The sequence below is a fragment of the Streptomyces sp. MK7 genome (assembly GCF_032658145.1).
In the GTDB taxonomy this organism is placed as follows: Bacteria; Actinomycetota; Actinomycetes; order Streptomycetales; family Streptomycetaceae; genus Streptomyces; species Streptomyces spiralis.
In genome coordinates, this window is record NZ_JAVACL010000040.1 from 25773 (window position 1) to 44385 (window position 18613).

The window sequence follows — 18613 nt, forward strand, 5'->3', positions numbered from 1 at the left end:
GAGTGAAGTATGGCGTTCACAATTGCCTGGATGCCGAGTTGCATGGCGAACATCGCTCGTGCCGAGCCGCCGGGAAATCCGAGTGGCATCGCACAGTCAGACGGGCAGGATGAACGGAGGGTGCGCACCGTTGAGGAAATAGTCCCCGACATCGCGGAGCCGGTGCGTGACGGGCTCGTGCAAGGTGTGGGTCCGGGCATTGCGCCAGAAGCGGTCGAAGCCCAGCCGCGAGGACGCGGAGCGGGCGCCGATGATGTCGAGGGCGCGGGCGGTGGACTCCTGTGCAGCCCTGGAGGCGGCGGCTTCGGCCATGGCCACGAGGACGGAGATCTCCGCGTGCTCGTCGTAGGTGAGGTCTTCGCCGCGTGCCAGCCCGCCGTGCACGGCTTCCTGTGCTTGATCGGTGAGTGCGGACGCGGAGCGGGTGAGGACGGTGAGTTCGCCGTAGGCGGTCAGTATCTGCGGGTCCTGGGGGGAGCCGGCCGGCCAGTCCGGGTGCCAGGGGGAGTGGCCTGCCCTGCTGTAGTCACGGGCTTCGGCGAGCACTCCCTCGGCCATGCCGAGACGGAGCTGGACGGAGAGGAGGCGCCCGACCGGCGATGCCAGAGCGGCCAGGGGCGACAGGACATCCTCGTCCGCGGACAGGGAGCCGAGTACGTCGTCGGCGGCGACCGGTACGCCGTCGAACTCCACGCTCCCGCCGGCCGCGAGCCGCTGGCCGAAAGTGTCGGCGTCGCCGTCGAAACCCACCCCGTGATGGGCGGGATCGACGACGACGGCGAGTGGTTCTCCGGTGTCGGCCCGTACGGCCCGCACGGCGAGGCGGTCGGCGACCAGGACCCCGGTTGTGTAGCTCTGCCGACCGTCGAGCACGAAGCCGGCGGCTGTCCTGGTCAGCGTCAGAGGTGGTTCCTGGCGGGCGAAACCACCACCCCAGCACCACTGCTCCGCCGCGGACTGCCGCTCGACCTGAGCGGCGAGAGAGGGCTCGGCGAAGAACCGGGCGCTCCACGACAGGAAGTAGTGACAGCCCAGGAGTTGACCGATCGCAGCGTCGGCGGCGGCGATCTCCCGGACGACGGCGTAGGCCGTGGGCCAGTCCGCGCCGCCTCCCCCGAGCCCGGCCGGTACGAGAAGAGTCAGCAGTCCCGACTCACGCAGCCGGGACGCCTCGTCGAACGGGGCCTTGCCTGCCTGCTCCCTGGCCGCCGCGTCCGTGGCCAGGTCGTCCGCCGTCTCGCGGGCCACGCGCAGCCAGTGCGCACGGCCGGGCCCGGTCCGGTCGGAACCCGAGGCGGGGCCAGACGGCGCAGTGGCAACGCCCATGGTGGTGGTCTCCTCAAGGCCGGTGGCAGGATGCGGTGTTGGGGCTCGCTTGGCTGGGGCTCTCTTGCCGGTCGGGCACGTACTTGTAGCCCACGCGCCGTACGGTGACGATCCGGTGCCGGTGAGCCGTGCCGAGCTTGCGGCGCAGGCGCGCGATGTGGACATCCACGGTGCGGCCGTCGCCGATGTGGTCGTAGCCCCAGATGCCGGCCATCAACTGCTCGCGCGAATGCACCTGGTGGGGTTGCTGTACGAGATGGGCCAGCAGCCCGAACTCCAGGTAGGTGAGGTCGAGTTCGCGCCCGTCCAACTCTGCTGCATGTCGCGCGGGATCGATGTGGATGACGCCGCCTCCCGTCTGCTGCACGGGAGGCGAGTCCGTGAGGGCGACCGGCCGGATCTCCGGTCGCGCCACGTCCTTGGCGAAGAGCTGGGCGGGGTCGGTTCCCTCGGGGACGAGCACGAGGTAACCGACGAGGGGAGCGGAACCGTTTCCCTCGTCGCCTTCCTGAGCGGTGTCGCCCACGAGGCGGAGATGGCGCAGGTCGGGAAGCAGCGAGTCCGATGGAGTGGCCTGGGCCGGAAGTGCCGTGGTCATGGCGGTCGTCCTTCAAGGAGTACGTCGGGCCATCAGGCGCTGCGGGTAGGCGCGCGCCCGATGACCTGGGATGAGAGAGAAGGAGCGGAACGGCACGCGCAACGTGTGACCGCGTGCCTCACACGCGACAGCAGGCGGCGCTGACGACGTGACCAAAGTCGACATGCCGACGACGAACGAGTCGCTGCTGCGTGTGGGCCATGTGCATCATCCTGCGCACCCGTTGGGCGGGCCGTCAATGCTTTCCTAGTGAATCGATAGGAAATGTAGGGAACGCAACACCGTGGGTGGGCTCACCGGCCACCGTCGGCCGCCGGGCGGGCGTCGGGCGCGGTCGCCCTGGCCGGCCGGGCACGAAGTGCGGCCAGACGGACCCTGAGCCTTTGCAGAGGCGTGGGCGGCAGCGTGCGTGAGGAGCCGCGCGCGTAGTGGCGCTCGACGTAGAACTGCCCCGCGCTGAGCACGGTCGTGACGGCGACGTACCAGAGAGTGGCCACCATCAGCAGCGGGATGACCTGGTAGGTCTGGTTGTAGACCAGCTGCACCGAGTACAGCAGGTCGTGCACGGCCAGCACACTGACGATGCTGGTGCCCTTCAGGGTGCCGATCAGCATGTTCCCCGCGGTCGGGACGATGGAGCGCATCGCCTGCGGGATGACGATCCTGCGCAGGGTGCGCCGCCTGCCGATGCCGAGAGCCTGGGCGGCCTCCGTCTGGCCGGAGTCGACGGAGAGGATGCCGCCGCGCACCACCTCGGCGGCGTAGGCCGCTTCGTGCAGGGTCAGGCCGATGACGGCGGTGAGGGTGGGGCCGAGCAGGTTGACCGTCGTGACCGTGACGAACTGAGGCCCGAAGGGGATGCCGAGGCCGAGCGTCGGATAGAGGGCGCCGATGTTGAACCAGAACAGCAGCTGCACCAGCAGCGGAGTGGAGCGGAAGATCCACACGTATCCCCAACTCAGCGTGCGCAGAACCGGGTTGAAGGACAGCCGCATCACGGCCAGCGGGGTGCCGAGCAGGAAGCCGAGCACCATCACCACTCCGGTCAGCCACAGGGTGAGCACCAGCCCGTCGAGCACGGCGGCGGTGGTGAAGTACCGGCCCACCACATCCCACTGGAAGGCGCGGTTGCGCACGACGGAGTTGACCACCATCGCGAAGACCAGCAGCGCGGCGGCAGCGGTCAGCCAGCGGCCGGCGTGTCGGCGCGGCACGATCCGTGGCAGATCGTCGTCGGGGCCTTGGCCGCCGGAGCCCTTGAGGTGTCTTGGGGGCGGGACGGCCGCGGAGACGCGGGAGGAAACGGTGATGTCGGATGACGAGACCATCAGGAGGCTCTCCAGGGGAGGGAGGCGCGGGCGCCGGTGACCACCCGGCGGCGCGCGTACGTGGATGCCGCGCAGACACAGCGCGGGTACGGGGCGGTGGCTGGGTTTCGGCGTCATCACGTTCGCCGCGTCCCTCAACGCGGCTGGTACGGCCGCCGCAGCGCGGCGGAGCCGGTCCGTCCTCGATCGTATGGGCGCACCGTGCGCATGTGTCAACCACGCACAGCAACTGCCGGGCGCCGGTCCGGCATCCGGGCCGTGGTTGACGAGAAGCGAGATGTACTGCTCAATTAATCGCATGAATGCCGAGCAGCACCTGGTCACCCGTGACCACATCGACTTCGGTCGGGTGTGGTCCGCCGCGTGTTGCGCCTGACGCGGCAGCGGGCCGTCTGACCGGCCCTTCCCTCCCTCGGTGACCCCGTCGCGGGCCGAGTTCCTCCCTTCGCAGCGCCGTCGTACGCAATCGCTGAACATGCGCTGAACCCGCGTACGGGCGGTCCTGCGAGACCTGACACACGCTGCCGTCGCCCTGCCCCGCCCGAGGCCCACGCCCCGGCGTCATCACACCTGCTCACTACCTGGTTCCCAGCACCCTGAAGCGTCGTCACACACGGCGGCACCGAGGGCTGCTTCGCCCTGGCCGCGTACTGCCCACGGAGCGGCACGGCCCCAGAGGACTTGAGGAAAGGCCATCTCCCATGCCCGTGGAGTTCCTTGGCATCGCCGCCACCAACGACGGCTCAGAGACCACCCCGCGCTCCGGCGCCGCCTTCGACAAGGAGTACACGCTCCGGATCGCCCGGGCACGAGGACCACGGCTGGGACCGGGTGCTGTTCGCCGGAGCACGACCGTGTCCACCTCGATCACCCGCCGCACCTCCGCAGCCGCGCTGGGACTGACCGCCGCCCTCGTCCTCGCCGCGTGCAGCAACCCCTCCGACGGCGGCACGACCGAGGTCGCGGCCGCCAAGGGCGCCGGCACGAAGATCAACCTGAGCCCTGACCAGCACCGCATCACCACCGACCAGGTCGACTCCATTGCCGCCGAGGTCCCGGAGAAGATCCGCAAGAGAGGCACCTTGGAGATCGTCGGCTCGTCCGGCTCCGCGGCCCCGCTGACCTTCTACGCCACCGACAACAAGACCGTCATCGGCGTCGAACCCGACATCGCCTACCTGGTCGCCGACGTACTCGGCCTCAAGCCGCACATCAACACCGTCTCCTGGGAAAACATCTTCGTCGGCCTCGACAGCGCCAAGTACGACGTCGGCTTCAGCAACATCACCGACACCGAGGAGCGCAAGGAGAAGTACGACTTCGCCAGCTACCGCCGGGACAACCTCGGCTTCGAGGCCAGGAAGGGCAGCGGTCTGAAGGTCACCGGGCCCAAGGCCGTGGCGGGCAGGACGGTCGCCGTCGGCAGCGGCACCAACCAGGAGAAGCTGCTGATCGAGTGGAGCAAGGAGGACGTGAAGGCCGGCCTGAAGCCGGTGAACATCAAGTACTACCAGAACGACAGCGACACCTACCTCGCCCTCCAGTCCGGCCGGATCGACCTCTACCTCGGCCCCAACCCGACCGCCGCCTACCACGCGGCCACCACCGGGAAGAGCGAGGTCGTCGGCACCTACTCCGGCGCCGGCGCCACCCTCCAGGGCCTCATCGCGGCCACCACCAAGAAGGACTGCGGCCTGGTCAAGCCGCTCGCCGATGCACTCAACAAGATCATCCGCAACGGCACATACGCCAAGGTGCTGAAGCGCTGGGGCCTGTCCAACGAGGCCGTGACCAAATCGGAGATCAATCCGCCCGGCCTGCCGAAGACCAACAAGTAGCCGTCCCTGGATGCGGGGCCGCAGTACGCCGCCGTAGGCGGCCCCACACCCCACGAAGAAATCTCACGCCCCCGAAGGGTCCGCCATGGCCACCGTCCTGTCCGTCTCCGGAAGCCCCTCCGCCACCTCCCGTACCGCCCGCCTTCTGCGCCACCTGGATGCGCGGCTCACGGTCCAGGGGCACGAGGTGATCCCCCTTGATGTCCGCACCATCCCCGCCGAGGCGCTGCTCGGTGCCGACTTCCGGCACCCGGCGATCGTCGAGGCGACCGCCCTGTTCGACCGCGCCGACGGCGTCGTGATCGGCACGCCCGTTTACAAGGCCGCCTACTCCGGGCTGCTGAAGTCCCTGTTGGACCTGATGCCGCAGTACGCCCTGTCCGGCAAGACCGTCCTTCCGCTGGCGACCGGCGGGACCACGGCGCACGTCCTGGCCATCGACTACGCCCTGCGCCCGGTGCTCAGTTCCATGGGCGCAGCGCACATCGTCCAGGGCTGGTTCACGCTCGACAAGGACATCGCGGTGGGCGAGGACGGCATCCTGACCGTCGCGCCGGGGCCGGCCGAGGCCCTCGCCCAGGTCGTCGACCAGTTCTCCAGCGCCCTCGTCAGCCGTACGGCCCTGCCGGCGCCCGCAGGACAAGCAGCTTGAGCGTGACCGTCGACGAAGAACGAAAGGCGTGAGCCTCCGTGAGCCTCACCTTCCACTGGTTCCTGCCCACCAACGGCGACAGTCGGCATGTCGTCGGCGGCGGCCACGGCACCCCGGTCACCACAGCCGGCGGTGACCGGCCGCCGAGCATCGGCTATCTCACCCAGATCGCCCGCGCTGCCGAGGACCTCGGCTTCACCGGCGTGCTGACCCCCACCGGCGCCTGGTGTGAGGATGCCTGGCTGACCACCGCCATGGTCAGCCAGCACACCGAGCGGCTGAAGTTCCTGGTCGCCTTCAGGCCCGGTTTCATCTCGCCCACGCTCGCCGCGCACATGGGCTCCACCTTCCAGCGGCAGACCGGCGGTCGGCTGCTGCTCAACGTCGTCACGGGCGGGGAGAGCCACGAACAGCGCGGCTACGGTGACTTCCTCGACAAGGATGCCCGCTACGCCCGCACGGACGAGTTCCTTCAGGTCGTCCGGGCGCTGTGGGACGGCGGGACCGTGGATCTGGCGGGCGAGCACCTCCGGGTCGAGGACGCGCGACTCGCCCGGGTACCCGACCCTGTGCCGGAGATCTACTTCGGCGGCTCCTCGCCCGCCGCGGGGGAGGTGGCCGCCCGCCACGCGGAGGTCTATCTCACCTGGGGCGAGCCCCCTGCCGCCGTCGCCGAGAAGATCGCCTGGATCCGTTCCCTGGCCGACAAGGAGGGGCGGAACATCCGCTTCGGTATCCGCCTCCACGTCATCACACGCGACACCTCCGAGCAGGCGTGGGCCGAGACACGGCGACTCCTCGACGGCTTCGACCCCGAGACAGTCACCGCCGTACAGGCCGGGCTCGCCCGCAGCGAGTCCGAAGGACAGAAGCGCATGCTCGCCCTCCACGGCGGCGGCCGTGACGGCCTCGAGATCCACCCGAATCTCTGGGCCGGCATCGGTCTGGTGCGCGGCGGAGCCGGCACAGCACTGGTCGGCAGCCATACCGAGGTGGCCGAACGGATCACCGAGTACCACCGGCTCGGCATCGACGAGTTCGTGCTCTCCGGCTACCCGCACCTGGAGGAGGCTTACTGGTTCGGCGAGAACGTCCTGCCGCGCCTTGCCGCCCAGGGAATGTGGACCCGAGCCACGCGCTCGGACACAGCCGCCCGGCTTCTCACCCAGGTCCCCCTCGCGGACTCACGAACTCAGCGATGAGCCCCGCCCCGGCGGTGCGGGAGGCCGGGGAGGCCCTCTTGACGAGGCTCGAAAGCCGCTGGACACTCCACAACAGAATCCCTAGTGGACAGGTAGGAAATGATGGAGCGTCTGGAGCCGTCCGCCGACCGTGCCATGCGCGCGGGCCGGTCGTCTCTCCTCCTGACCTCCCGCCTCCACATCGATCTCCTGCGTGTCTGCAGCGCGGCGAGCCCTCTGCGCTGAACCGGCGGTGCCCACCGGCACCGCACCCCGCCGCGTACGGGTACGCGCCGACGCCGCCGCGCGCCCATCACCCCACGCGCGCCGCCCGCCGCACCTCTGAGAACCAGAAGCCGGACCCAGGGAGACACATGCCCGCCGCACCCTCGACCACCGTGCCGTCCCGTCCCTCGGTGCCGTCGTTCCGGGGCAGGATCGGCCGTGACGCGAGCAGTGGCTACTACGCTGTGCCGCGCCGTTACCGCCTCCACCTCTCGCTGTCCTGCCCCCACTGTCTGCGGATCGCCATCACCCACAGCCTGCTCGGCCTGGAAGAGACCCTCCCCGTGGTGCTGCTGCCGGCCGTGCCCGACGGACCCGACGGTGGACACTCCGCTCTGCGCCCGTTGTACGAGACCAGTTCGCACCGGTACTCCGACCCCACCGCGGCACCGGTGCTGAGCGACGACTGGACGGGGCGGATCGTCAGCACCCACACCCCCGACATCCTGCACGACCTGGCCCGGTACTTCGGCTGTGACCACCCCGACCGGCCCACGCTGTACCCGCACGGCGCCGGGACGGAGGTGGAGATCGAGGCCGTCGAGCACTTCTGCGAATACCGCATCAACGCAGCCGCACAGCACGCCGGGCAGGCCGACACCGATGCCGGGGTGCGCCGGACCGCCCTGACATCCCTGCTCCGTGCCCTGGGTTCACTGGAGGGGCTGCTCGCCTTTCAGGACTTCATCCTGGGTGACGAAATCACGGCCGCCGACGTGCAGTTGTGGGTGACCCTGGTGCAGCTCGACACCGTGCACCGACTGCACCTGGACGCCGCCGCGGTGCACCGCATCGCCGAGCATCCATACCTGTGGGCCTACGCACGACGACTCGCCGCCCACTCCGCCTTCGGCCGACACCTCGACCTGGACGGCATCTCCCGCAGGCACCATGCCCACTGCCGAGGACTGGAGGCCGCGGGGGCGGCCGTGCAGATCCTGGACTGGGCGGTGCACATCGCGGACGGTGCTGCCGCTCAGCCCTGCCAGGAGCCTCTGGACGGTTTCATGGAACCGCAACACGCTCTCCACCTTCCTCCGTCCGGCTCCGCCTAACCTGCGACGACATGGGGCCTGCCATGCAGGAGCGCGGCGAGTCCCGATCCGAGCAGGACAAACAGCCGGCAGAGCGGAGGTGACGGTGTTGTCCCCCGTGTCCCGCGTGCTCGTCCCGGCTGCCGGGGTTCTCGTCGCGCGCGGCTGCGTCCGCCTGTACTCCCGGCCTCACATCGATCTGCAACGGGTGGCGGGCGCCCTCTGTCGTTCCTGACCTGTTCCTCGCCACCGAGTCCTTCCGCACGAGGACTGGTGATCACGTACGGTCGACCAGGAAGGCACCCTTCTCGTGTCCGCACATCCCCCTCTTCACCTTGCCGTGGCGCTGGACGGCACCGGCTGGCACCCGGCCGCATGGCGTGAGCCGGGCGCCCGGCCCCACGACCTGTTCACTGCCGGTTACTGGGCCGACCTCGTGACCGAGGCCGAACGCGGCCTGCTCGACTTCGTGACGTTCGAGGACGCGCTCGGCCCGCAGTCCTCGCACCTCACGGAGCCGGACGGGCGCACCGACCAGGTGCGGGGCCGGTTGGACGCCGTGCTGGTCGCCGCGCGGGTCGCACCGCTGACCCGGCACATCGGGCTGGTGCCGACCGTGGTCGCCACCCACACCGAGCCGTTCCACATCTCCAAGGCGATCGCCACCCTTGACTACGTCAGTACCGGCCGCGCGGGCCTGCGCGTGCAGGTGACGGCACGGCAGCACGAGGCCGCGCACTTCGGCCGCCGTACCTTCCCGCCTCTCCGCGCCGAGGATCGGGACACCCCGGCCGGCCGGAACCTGATCGCCGAACTTTTCGAGGAGGCCGCCGACTACATCGAGGTGGTGCGCCGTCTGTGGGACAGCTGGGAGGACGACGCGGAGATCCGCGATGTCGCCACCGGGCGCTTCATCGACCGCGACAAGCTGCACTACATCGACTTCGAGGGCAGGCACTTCAGCGTCAGAGGGCCCTCGATCACCCCTCGGCCCCCGCAGGGACAGCCCGTCGTCAGCGCGCTCGCGCACCAGAGCGTGCCGTACCAACTGGTCGGCCGTTCGGCCGACATCGGTTACGTCACCCCGCACGACACCGACCAGGCCCGCACCGTCGTCGCCGAGATCCGTGCCGCCCAGGCCGCCGCAGGGCGGGCGGAGGAGCCACTGCACATCTTCGGTGACCTGGTCGTGTTCCTGGACGACGAACCCGCGGCGGCGGAGGACCGCAAGGCCCGCCTGGACGGCCTCGCGGGCTACCCCTACACCAGCGACGCCGAGGTGTTCACGGGTACGCCCGGACAACTGGCGGACCTGCTGCTGGAGTGGCGCCGGGCCGGCCTGAGCGGCTTCCGGCTGCGCCCCGGAGTGATCGGCCACGACCTGGAGCAGATCACACGGGGCCTCGTGCCCGAACTCCAACGCCGAGGCGCCTTCCGCCGCGCCTACGAGGCGGACACCCTACGCGCGCTGCTCGGGCTCCCCCGCCCCGCCAACCGCTACGCCGCCGTCTGAGGGGGAGTCGTACCACCATGAGCAAGCCGACCACCGGCACGCGGGCTACGAGCAAGGCGGCTTCGGGCAGGCCCCTGAAGCAGATCCATCTCGCGGCCCATTTCCCCGGCGTCAACAACACCACCGTGTGGAGCGACCCGCGGGCGGGCAGCCACATCGAGTTCAGCTCGTTCGCGCACTTCGCAGGGACCGCCGAACGAGCCAAGTTCGACTTCCTGTTCCTCGCCGAGGGACTGCGGCTGCGCGAACAGGGCGGCCAGATCTACGACCTGGACGTGGTGGGGCGCCCCGACACCTTCACCGTCCTGTCCGCGCTCGCCGCCGTCACCGAACGGCTCGGCCTGACCGGCACCATCAACTCCACCTTCAACGAGCCGTACGAGGTGGCCCGCCAGTTCGCCAGCCTGGACCACCTGTCGGGCGGGCGCGCCGCCTGGAACGTCGTCACCTCCTGGGATGCCTTCACCGGCGAGAACTTCCGGCGCGGCGGCTTCCTCCCGCAGGATCAGCGCTACTCCAGGGCCAAGGAGTTCCTGGCCACCGCCAGCGAGTTGTTCGACTCCTGGCACGGCGACGAAATCGTCGCCGATCAGCAGTCCGGCATCTTCCTCAAGGACGCACAAGCCGGCGCCTTCGTCCACCAAGGACAGCACTTCGACATCGCCGGCCAGTTCAACGTCCCGCGCAGCCCGCAGGGCCGCCCGGTGATCTTCCAGGCCGGCGACTCCGACGAGGGCCGCGAGTTCGCCGCGTCGGGCGCCGACGCCATCTTCAGCCGGCACAGCACCCTGGAGGCGGGCCGGGCCTTCTACACCGATGTCAAGGGGCGCCTGGCCCGCCACGGCCGAACCCACGACCAACTGCTGATCCTCCCCGCGGCGACCTTCGTACTCGGCGACACCGACGCCGAGGCGCAGGAGCTGGCGCATGAGGTACGACGTCAGCAGGTCAGCGGCCAGACGGCGATCAAGTACCTGGAACATGTCTGGAACCGGGACCTGTCCGCCTACGACCCGGACGGCCCGATCCCCGACATTGACCCGGCCCCCGGCGAGAACACCATCGCTCGCGGCCGGGCCAGCGTCCGGATGTTCCGCGACCCGCTCGCCGTCGCCCGGCAGTGGCGCGAGCGAGCCGCCGCGGAGAACCTGTCGATCCGCGAGCTGGTCATCGAGACCACCGGCCGCCAGTCGTTCATCGGCTCCCCCGCCACCGTCGCTGAGACCATCAACCAATACGTCCAGACGGACGCCGCCGACGGCTTCATCGTGGTCCCGCACATCACCCCAGGCGGCCTGGACGAGTTCGCCGACACCGTCGTCCCGCTGCTCCAGGAACGCGGTGTGTTCCGCCACGACTACACGGGCACGACGCTCCGCGACCACCTCGGCCTGGCACACCCCGACGCCTGCGCGGAGGCGGAGACCCGGCGGGCGGCGTCGTGAAGTTCCTGGCCATCACCCTCATCGTGCACGCCCCGGATCCGGTGACCGGCGTCCAGAAGTCCACCAACGAGCGCTTCCGCGAGGTGATCGACAACGCGCTGCTGGCCGAGGAGCTCGGATTCGACGGCTTCGGCGTGGGCGAACGCCACGAGCGGCCCTTCATCTCCTCCTCGCCACCGGTCGTACTCAGCCACATCGCCGCGCTGACCTCCCGGATCCGGCTGTTCACCGCCGTCACCACCCTCAGCCTGCTCGACCCGGTACGCGCGTACGAGGACTACGCCACCCTGGACCACCTGTCCATGGGCCGCCTCGACCTGATCATCGGCAAGGGCAACGGCACCGCCCAACGCGAGCTGTTCCACGTCACCCCCGAGGACCAGTGGGACCGCAACGCCGAGAGCTACGAGCTGTTCCGCCGGATCTGGCGGCAGGACAAGGTGAGCGCCTCCCCGCGCTTCCGCCCCGAGCTGACGGACGCCGAGGTCTGGCCCAGACCGCTCCAGCAACCCATCCGGGTCTGGCACGGCAGCGCGACCAGTCGGGAATCGGTCGACCTCGCCGCCCGCTACGGAGATCCGCTCTTCTCGGCCAACGTCACCCATCCGATCGAGCCGTACGCCGAACTGATCCGCCACTACCGGGAGCGCTGGGAGCACTACGGGCACGACCCGGCTCAGGCCGTCGTCGGAGCAGGGACGGCCGGCTACTACGCGGCCCGTACTTCGCAGGAAGCGATCGCCGTCTACCGGCCGGTCTTCGAGGGCTATCTCGCGTTCCAGAAGCAGCTGGGAGTCGAGCCGGTGTTCGCCACGCTGGAGGACTTCGTCGAACGCAGCTCGGCGCTGATCGGCAGCCCGCAGCAGGTGATCGACAAGGTGCACCGCTACCACGAGCAGTTCGGACACAGCGTGCTCCATCTGCACGCCGACGCAGGCGGCCTCACTCAAGCCCAGCACCGCGCCTCACTCGAACTCTTCCAGTCCGACATCGCCCCCGTTCTACGACGCGACATCCCCGACCCGCCCTTCCCCTGGCCTCCGGTCACCGCCGAGCCCGAGCCCGGCCCCGAACCTGAGCCCGAGTCCGTATCCGCGCCCGCATGGGCACCCGCGCCCACCGACCGCTGAGGAGCACCACCCGACCATGTCCGGCATCCCTCTCGGGGTCCTCGACCTCGTCCCGATCCCGTCCGGCTCCACCGCCACAGAGGCGCTGCGCAACACCATCGACCTCGCCCGGCAGACCGAGCGGTTCGGCTACACCCGCTACTGGTTCGCCGAGCACCACCTCAACCCGGGCGTGGCCGGGACCTCTCCCGCCGTCGTACTGGCCCTGACCGCCTCCGCGACCTCCACGATCAGGATCGGCGCCGGTGCCGTACAGCTCGGTCACCGCACCGCTCTGTCCACCGTCGAGGAGTTCGGACTGATCGACGCCCTGCACCCCGGGCGACTCGACCTGGGCCTCGGCCGCTCGGGCGGACGTCCCCCTGGACAGACGGCAGGGCCCCGGCCGACCACGACCCCCGTCGTCGACGGGCGTGCCCCCAACGGGCTGAAGATCCCGCCACGTTTCTCCTTCGAGCACCTGATCGGATCGCCCCGATTCCTGCTCCAGCAGCAGCTCCTGCACCAGCCGGGCGCCGGCCCCCAGGACTACGGCGAGCAGGTCGACGACATCCTCGCGCTCCTGCGCGGCGACTACCGCTCCCCGGACGGGGTCGAAGCACACGCCATCCCCGGCGAGGGCGCCGCGGTGCAGGTATGGATCCTCGGCAGCAGCGGCGGACAGCGCGCCGACGTGGCGGGCCGCAACGGCCTGCGCTTCGCGGCCAATTACCACGTCAGCCCGGCCACCGTACTGGAAGCAGCCGAGGGCTACCGCGCCGCCTTCCAGCCGTCCGACCACCTCGACAAGCCCTACGTCAGCGTCTCCGCCGACGTCGTCGTCGCCGAGGACGACGAGACCGCCCGCGAACTGGCCACCGGCTACGGCCCATGGGTCCGCAGCATCCGCACCGCCGAGGGCGCCATCCCCTTCCCGACCCCGGAGCAGGCCCGCGCTCACACCTGGACCGATGCGGACCGGGCCCTGGTCGCCGACCGTGTCGACACCCAGTTCGTCGGCTCCCCGGGGCGCGTCGCCGACCAACTCGAACAACTGCAGGAGGCCACCGGCGCCGACGAGCTGATCATCACCACCATCACCCACGACCACCCCGACCGCGTGCGCTCCTACCAACTCCTCGCAGAGGAGTGGCACCGCCGATGAGCCGGTCGCGGCCCGGCTCCTGAGGCCGAGTGGCCGGCTCGCCGACTCTCGCCGACCCCGGCGTTCAGTCTTTGCTGGATCGTAGTGGTGCGGGTTCGGCCGGTCCGCTTGCTCACATCTCGTTCGGCCTCCAGCAAGAGGCTTTCGTTGCCGCGGAAGAGAACCATAGGGTCGGTGAGTTCAGGCACATTCAGATTCCCAATGGGCTGCTCACGATAGTGCTCCGCAGGGCCACAAGTCGTTCGTCAATGCCGGTCACGCATGCCTGACAAGTTGACTCTATGACAGTCTGACCGGGCCAAGTTGGCATAGGTTCGTTCCGAGTCGTCCGGCAGTGATCGAGTCATGCCGCGGTACCGGGATCGATGGGACGGTTGTGCAGTGCCGTCCCGTGCGGGGGTCTGACTCGTGAGATCTATGACCGAAGTGTCCAGTCACAGACCTGTCGACTGCCGTTGCGGAATGCTGCCTGCCACCGAGCCACAGGGTGTGTCCCTATAGGGGCCTTGCCGAGTTTCAGGCGCCATCACGGTTCAGACCGCCCGAGCGGGCCGGTGCCATAACCCTGCACCTCACACAGCGGGAGGCGAACCATCATGACCGGACAGCGCGATACTTCCTCCAGTACGGATCCTCCCGTTCGGCGCGAGGTCGTTCTGGGCGTGGACACGCACGGTGAGGTGCATGTCGCCGCCGTGATCTCCCTGCTCGGGAAGGTTTTGGGAATCGAGTCCTTTCCGGCGACGGCGGCCGGTTACCGACGACTGCTTGTCTGGGCCCGCAAGCGGGGGACGGTGCGCCGGGCCGGTGTGGAGGGCACGGGTACCTTCGGCGCGGGGCTGTCCCGTTATCTGCTGGCCCAGCAGATCCAGGTGTTCGAAGTGAACCGGCCCGACCGGTCGGCCCGCCGGCTGCTCGGGAAGTCGGATCCGCTCGACGCGCAGGCCGCCGCGCGAGCCGTGCTCAGCGGTCGCGCCCGGGCCCAGGCGAAATCCGGCGACGGTCCGGTGCACAGCGCCCGGATCTACAAACTCGCCAAGGACTCCGCGGTCAAGGCCCGCACCCAAGCGATCAACCAGCTCAAGGCCGTCCTAGTGATCGCCGATCCCGTCCTGCGGGAACGGCTGTCCGGCCTGGGCAATGCCGAGCTGTTCCGCACCTGCGCGACCCTCGGCCCACCCGACGGTGGGGGAGACGAGGACGTGGTGGCCCAGGCCACCCACATGACATTACGCATGCTGGCCGGACGCATTGAGCAGCTCACCGGACAGATCAATGAGCTGAACCAGCGACTGACCCGGCTCATCGAACGCCACGCGGCGCAACTGCTCGTACCGGTGGGCATCGGTCCAGACAGTGCCGTCACCCTGCTGATCACCATGGGAGACAACCCCGAGCGGCTGAACACCGAGGCGTCCTTTGCTGCTCTTTGCGGAGTCAACCCCGTCGAGTATTCGTCGGGCCGACGGAGCACACACCGGCTCAACTACGGCGGCGACCGGCAGGCCAACGCAGCCCTGCACCGCATCGTCTTCACCCGCCTGCGCCACGACCCCCGCACCCAGGCGTACTACGAACGCCGCACCCAGGAGGGCAAGACCCGGCGTGAGATCATCCGATGCCTCAAGCGATATGCCGCCCGGGAGGTATTCAACCTGGTCAGACCGGTTTCCCACATCCCCGCGTTATAGGGGCGTCCGTGAGACGTGAGAGGGTCTGGGGCGTGAGTGAGACACCCCCGAACACCCTGCAATACCGCTTTGACGGGCCAGAAGACGCTCCGGTCCTGATCCTGGGTCCCTCACTGGGTACCACATGGCACATGTGGGACCGCCAGGTCCCGGAGCTGGCCAAGCAGTGGCGTGTGCTGCGGTACGACCTGCCGGGCCACGGCGGCGCGCCCGCGCACCCGGCGGGGTCGGTCACCGATCTGACCGCCCGGCTGCTGACCACTCTCGACGCCCTGGGCGTGCAGCGCTTCGGCTACGCGGGCTGCGCGCTCGGCGGGGCCGTCGGCGTAGAACTGGCCCTGCGCCACCCCGAACGCCTCGCCTCGCTCGCGCTGATCGCCGCCTCGCCCCGGTTCGGCACCGCCGACGAGTTCCGGCAGCGCGGAGTGATCGTCCGCACCAACGGGCTCGACCCCATCGCCCGTACGTCGCCCGACCGCTGGTTCACCCACGGGTTCGCCGCCGCCCAGCCCGCGATCACCGACTGGGCCGTGCAGATGGTGCGCACCACCGACCCCGGCTGCTACATCGCCGCCTGCGAGGCGCTGGCCGCCTTCGACGTCCGCGCCGAACTCGGCCGCGTCGGCGTGCCCACGCTCGTCCTGGTGGGCTCCGAGGACCAGGTCACCGGGCCCGCCGAGGCCCGCACCCTGGTCGCCGGCATCCCCGACGCCCGCCTCGCCGTCGTGCCCGGCGCCTCCCACTTGGTCCCGGTGGAGCAGCCGGCCGCCGTCACCGAGCTGCTGGTCCGGCACTTCTCCACCGCCTGGCAGCCCGCGGTCGAGGCCGGCACCGGACAGATGGCCGTCGTCGCGGCACCTCCCAAGCCGGTCCTGGCCGCCCCGGCGCAGGCGCCGCAGGCCGCGCCGATCGCCGAGATCGCCCCGGCCGCCGTACCGCCCCGGACCGGCGGCCGGGGCGGCACCTACGACATCGGTCTCAAGATCCGCCGTGAGGTGCTGGGCGACGCGCACGTCGACCGGGAACTGGCCGGGGCCGACGACTTCTCCGGCGACTTCCAGGAGTTCCTCACCCGCTGCGCCTGGGGCGAGATCTGGGACCGGCCGGGTCTGGACCGGCGTACCCGCAGCTGTGTCGCCCTCACCGCCCTGGTCGTCGGCGGCCATCTGGATGAGCTCGCCGCCCACACCCGGGCCGCCCTGCGCAACGGCCTCACCCCCGACGAGATCAAGGAGATCCTGCTCCAGACGGCCGTCCACTGCGGGATGGCCGCCGCGGGCAGCGCCTTCCGGGTGGCCCAGCAGGTGATACGCGAGGAGACGACTCCCGCCGAGTGAGCGCGGTGATCGTCAACCGGGCACCACGAGCACCAGCCTGATGCTGCTCCTGCGCCGGTCGCGCGCGGCAGGATGGGACGCATGAAGCTCACGAAGAAGTCCCACGCCTGTGTCCGCCTGGAGAAGGACGGCCGCACGCTCGTCATCGACCCCGGCACCTTCAGCGAGGAGGACGCCGCGATCGGCGCGGAGGCCATCCTGGTCACGCACGAGCACCTCGACCACTTCAACGAGGACCGGCTGCGGGCCGGCATGGAGGCCGACCCGGCCGCCGAGATCTGGACCCTGAAGTCGGTCGCGGAGAAGATCTCGGCGGCGTTCCCGGGCCGGGTCCACACGGTCGGGCACGGCGACACCTTCACCGCCGCGGGCTTCGAGGTGCAGGTCCACGGGGAACTGCACGCGGTGATCCACCCGGACATCCCGCGCATCACCAATGTCGGCTATCTGATCGACGGCGGCAAGGTCTTCCACCCCGGTGACGCGCTCACCGTGCCCGACCAGCCGGTCGAGACGCTGATGCTCCCGGTGATGGCGCCCTGGAACAAGATCGCCGAAGTGATCGAGTACGTCCGCGAGGTCAAGCCGCGGCGGGCCTACGACATCCACGACGCGCTCCTGACCGACCTGGCCCGCCCGATCTACGACAACCAGATCGGCGCCCTGGGCGGCGCGGAGCACCTGAGGCTGGCGCCGGGCGCGTCGGCGCAGGTCTGAGCGCCGCTGCACCGCCGCCACGGCCGGGCTGGAGGCGTTGTCAGTCCCGCCCGGTAGGTTGTGAGGCATGCGCATCGCGACCTGGAACGTGAACTCGATCACCGCCCGCCTCCCGAGGCTGCTGGCCTGGCTGGAGAGCAGCCGCACCGACGTGCTCTGCCTCCAGGAGGCCAAGATCGCCGAGGACCAGTTCCCGTTCGACCAGCTGCGCGACCTCGGCTACGAGGCGGCGGTGCACGCCACCGGAAGGTGGAACGGCGTGGCGGTGCTCTCCCGCGTCGGCCTTCAGGACGTGGTGAAGGGTCTGCCCGGCGACCCCGGCTACGAGGGCGTCCAGGAGCCCCGGGCCGTCTCCGCCACCTGCGGCCCGGTCCGCGTCTGGTCGGTCTACGTGCCCAACGGCCGCGAGGTGGAGCATCCCCACTACGCCTACAAGCTCCAGTGGTTCGAGGCGCTGAGGGCGGCCGTCGCGGGCGACGCGGGCGGCAGCCGCCCGTTCGCCGTCCTCGGCGACTACAACGTCGCGCCGACCGACGACGACGTCTACGACCCGGCCGCCTTCGAGGGCGCCACCCACGTCACCCCCGCCGAGCGCGCCGCCCTCACCTCCCTGCGCGAGGCCGGTCTCGCGGACGTGGTCCCGCGGCCCCTGAAGTACGACCACCCGTTCACCTACTGGGACTACCGCCAGCTCTGCTTCCCAAAGAACCGCGGCATGCGCATCGACCTGGTGTACGCCAACGAGCCCTTCGCCAAGGCGGTCACCGACGCCTACGTCGACCGGGAGGAGCGCAAGGGCAAGGGCGCCTCGGACCACGCGCCGGTCGTGGTCGACCTGGACGTGTAGACAGACGTGTAGCCAGGACATCGGCGTACGCCCTGTGGTGTGCGCCACACTGTCGGTGTCACGCTGGAGCCATGAACATCCCGTTTGTGGGCAACCGGCGCAAGAAGCAGGCACCGGCTCCCGGTGGCACGGTGCTCTCCGCCGACGACGGCTCGCCCGACCCCGATGGCCTCGCCGACCTCCTCGCCACCTGTGAGCTGCTGCGCGCCCAGGCGTCCGAGGCCGACGTCCGGCTCGACGAGTCGGCGGCCTCGCTGGAGGCGCTCGATCAGCTCCTGCCCCGCTGGCGGGACGACGCGGAGAAGGCGTCCTGGCTGGGCAACGACGCGGGCCTGTATCTGGGCACGGTCATCGTGCGCACCGTCCCCGGCGCGGCCTGGCGGATCCGGCCCCGCAGCCGTCCTGTGGTGCGGCTCGCCTCCGGACGGGAGTTCGACGTCGTCGAGGTCGGGCACGCATGGGCCGAGAGCGGTGTCCCCGAACTCTCCCAGCTGTACGCGGAGGTCGCGGAGAACTGAGGGCGGGGACTACGATGTGCCGTTCACGG

Annotated in this window: 17 protein-coding genes; 14 read left to right on the forward strand and 3 right to left on the reverse strand. The window is 70.0% G+C overall.

The genetic code is table 11. The features are described from left to right. Positions 1–96: 96 nt before the first annotated feature. The 3 genes from R2S09_RS31515 to R2S09_RS31525 form a co-directional block, all read right to left on the reverse strand. On the reverse strand, positions 97–1326 hold the full coding sequence (locus R2S09_RS31515) for an acyl-CoA dehydrogenase family protein (RefSeq protein WP_316744679.1): 1230 nt from the start codon (positions 1324–1326) through the stop codon (positions 97–99). Between the two features lie 13 nt (positions 1327–1339). Then, positions 1340–1924, reverse strand: coding sequence for a winged helix-turn-helix domain-containing protein (locus R2S09_RS31520; protein ID WP_316744680.1), 585 nt, complete (start codon positions 1922–1924; stop codon positions 1340–1342). A 293-nt stretch (positions 1925–2217) separates the two neighbouring features. Then, positions 2218–3252, reverse strand: coding sequence for an amino acid ABC transporter permease (locus R2S09_RS31525; RefSeq protein WP_316744682.1), 1035 nt, complete (start codon positions 3250–3252; stop codon positions 2218–2220). Positions 3253–4106: 854 nt separating this feature from the next. Between R2S09_RS31525 and R2S09_RS31530 the strand changes: the two genes are divergently transcribed. From R2S09_RS31530 to R2S09_RS31590, 14 genes are all read left to right on the forward strand, one after another. Continuing rightward, entirely contained in the window at positions 4107–5090 is a 984-nt protein-coding gene (locus tag R2S09_RS31530; protein ID WP_316744713.1) for an ABC transporter substrate-binding protein, read from the forward strand. An 85-nt stretch (positions 5091–5175) separates the two neighbouring features. Further along, complete coding sequence (gene ssuE / locus R2S09_RS31535; RefSeq protein ID WP_316744684.1) at positions 5176–5742, forward strand: NADPH-dependent FMN reductase; 567 nt, start codon at positions 5176–5178, stop codon at positions 5740–5742. A gap of 38 nt (positions 5743–5780) precedes the next feature. After that, on the forward strand, positions 5781–6944 hold the full coding sequence (locus R2S09_RS31540; RefSeq protein ID WP_316744685.1) for an LLM class flavin-dependent oxidoreductase: 1164 nt from the start codon (positions 5781–5783) through the stop codon (positions 6942–6944). 353 nt (positions 6945–7297) lie between these two features. After that, positions 7298–8263 carry a glutathione S-transferase C-terminal domain-containing protein gene (locus R2S09_RS31545; protein WP_316744686.1) on the forward strand — a complete coding sequence of 322 codons (966 nt, stop codon included), beginning with the start codon at positions 7298–7300 and terminating at the stop codon, positions 8261–8263. A 106-nt stretch (positions 8264–8369) separates the two neighbouring features. Next, positions 8370–8477, forward strand: a complete 108-nt coding sequence (locus tag R2S09_RS40720; protein WP_389171996.1) for a putative leader peptide — start codon at positions 8370–8372, stop codon at positions 8475–8477. Between the two features lie 75 nt (positions 8478–8552). Beyond that, positions 8553–9755 (forward strand): LLM class flavin-dependent oxidoreductase, encoded by a 1203-nt coding sequence (locus tag R2S09_RS31550; protein ID WP_316744688.1) that lies wholly within the window; start codon positions 8553–8555, stop codon positions 9753–9755. 17 nt (positions 9756–9772) lie between these two features. Beyond that, complete coding sequence (locus tag R2S09_RS31555) at positions 9773–11200, forward strand: NtaA/DmoA family FMN-dependent monooxygenase (protein WP_316744689.1); 1428 nt, start codon at positions 9773–9775, stop codon at positions 11198–11200. Then, complete coding sequence (locus R2S09_RS31560) at positions 11197–12330, forward strand: LLM class flavin-dependent oxidoreductase (protein ID WP_316744690.1); 1134 nt, start codon at positions 11197–11199, stop codon at positions 12328–12330. Before R2S09_RS31555 ends, R2S09_RS31560 begins: the two co-directional genes overlap by 4 nt. Before the next feature lie 16 nt (positions 12331–12346). Then, complete coding sequence (locus R2S09_RS31565; protein ID WP_316744692.1) at positions 12347–13474, forward strand: LLM class flavin-dependent oxidoreductase; 1128 nt, start codon at positions 12347–12349, stop codon at positions 13472–13474. Between the two features lie 596 nt (positions 13475–14070). Beyond that, positions 14071–15165 carry an IS110 family transposase gene (locus R2S09_RS31570; protein WP_316744693.1) on the forward strand — a complete coding sequence of 365 codons (1095 nt, stop codon included), beginning with the start codon at positions 14071–14073 and terminating at the stop codon, positions 15163–15165. Between the two features lie 32 nt (positions 15166–15197). Next, positions 15198–16502, forward strand: a complete 1305-nt coding sequence (locus tag R2S09_RS31575; RefSeq protein ID WP_306187970.1) for an alpha/beta fold hydrolase — start codon at positions 15198–15200, stop codon at positions 16500–16502. Between the two features lie 81 nt (positions 16503–16583). Beyond that, positions 16584–17219: an MBL fold metallo-hydrolase gene (locus R2S09_RS31580; protein WP_316744694.1), complete on the forward strand. Its 636-nt coding sequence runs from the start codon at positions 16584–16586 to the stop codon at positions 17217–17219. A gap of 67 nt (positions 17220–17286) precedes the next feature. Further along, the gene (locus R2S09_RS31585; protein ID WP_306187968.1) at positions 17287–18066 is read left to right on the forward strand and encodes an exodeoxyribonuclease III; all 780 of its coding nucleotides are present in this window, start codon (positions 17287–17289) and stop codon (positions 18064–18066) included. Positions 18067–18137: 71 nt separating this feature from the next. Continuing rightward, positions 18138–18584, forward strand: coding sequence for a DUF6278 family protein (locus tag R2S09_RS31590; protein WP_316744696.1), 447 nt, complete (start codon positions 18138–18140; stop codon positions 18582–18584). Positions 18585–18613: the final 29 nt, after the last annotated feature.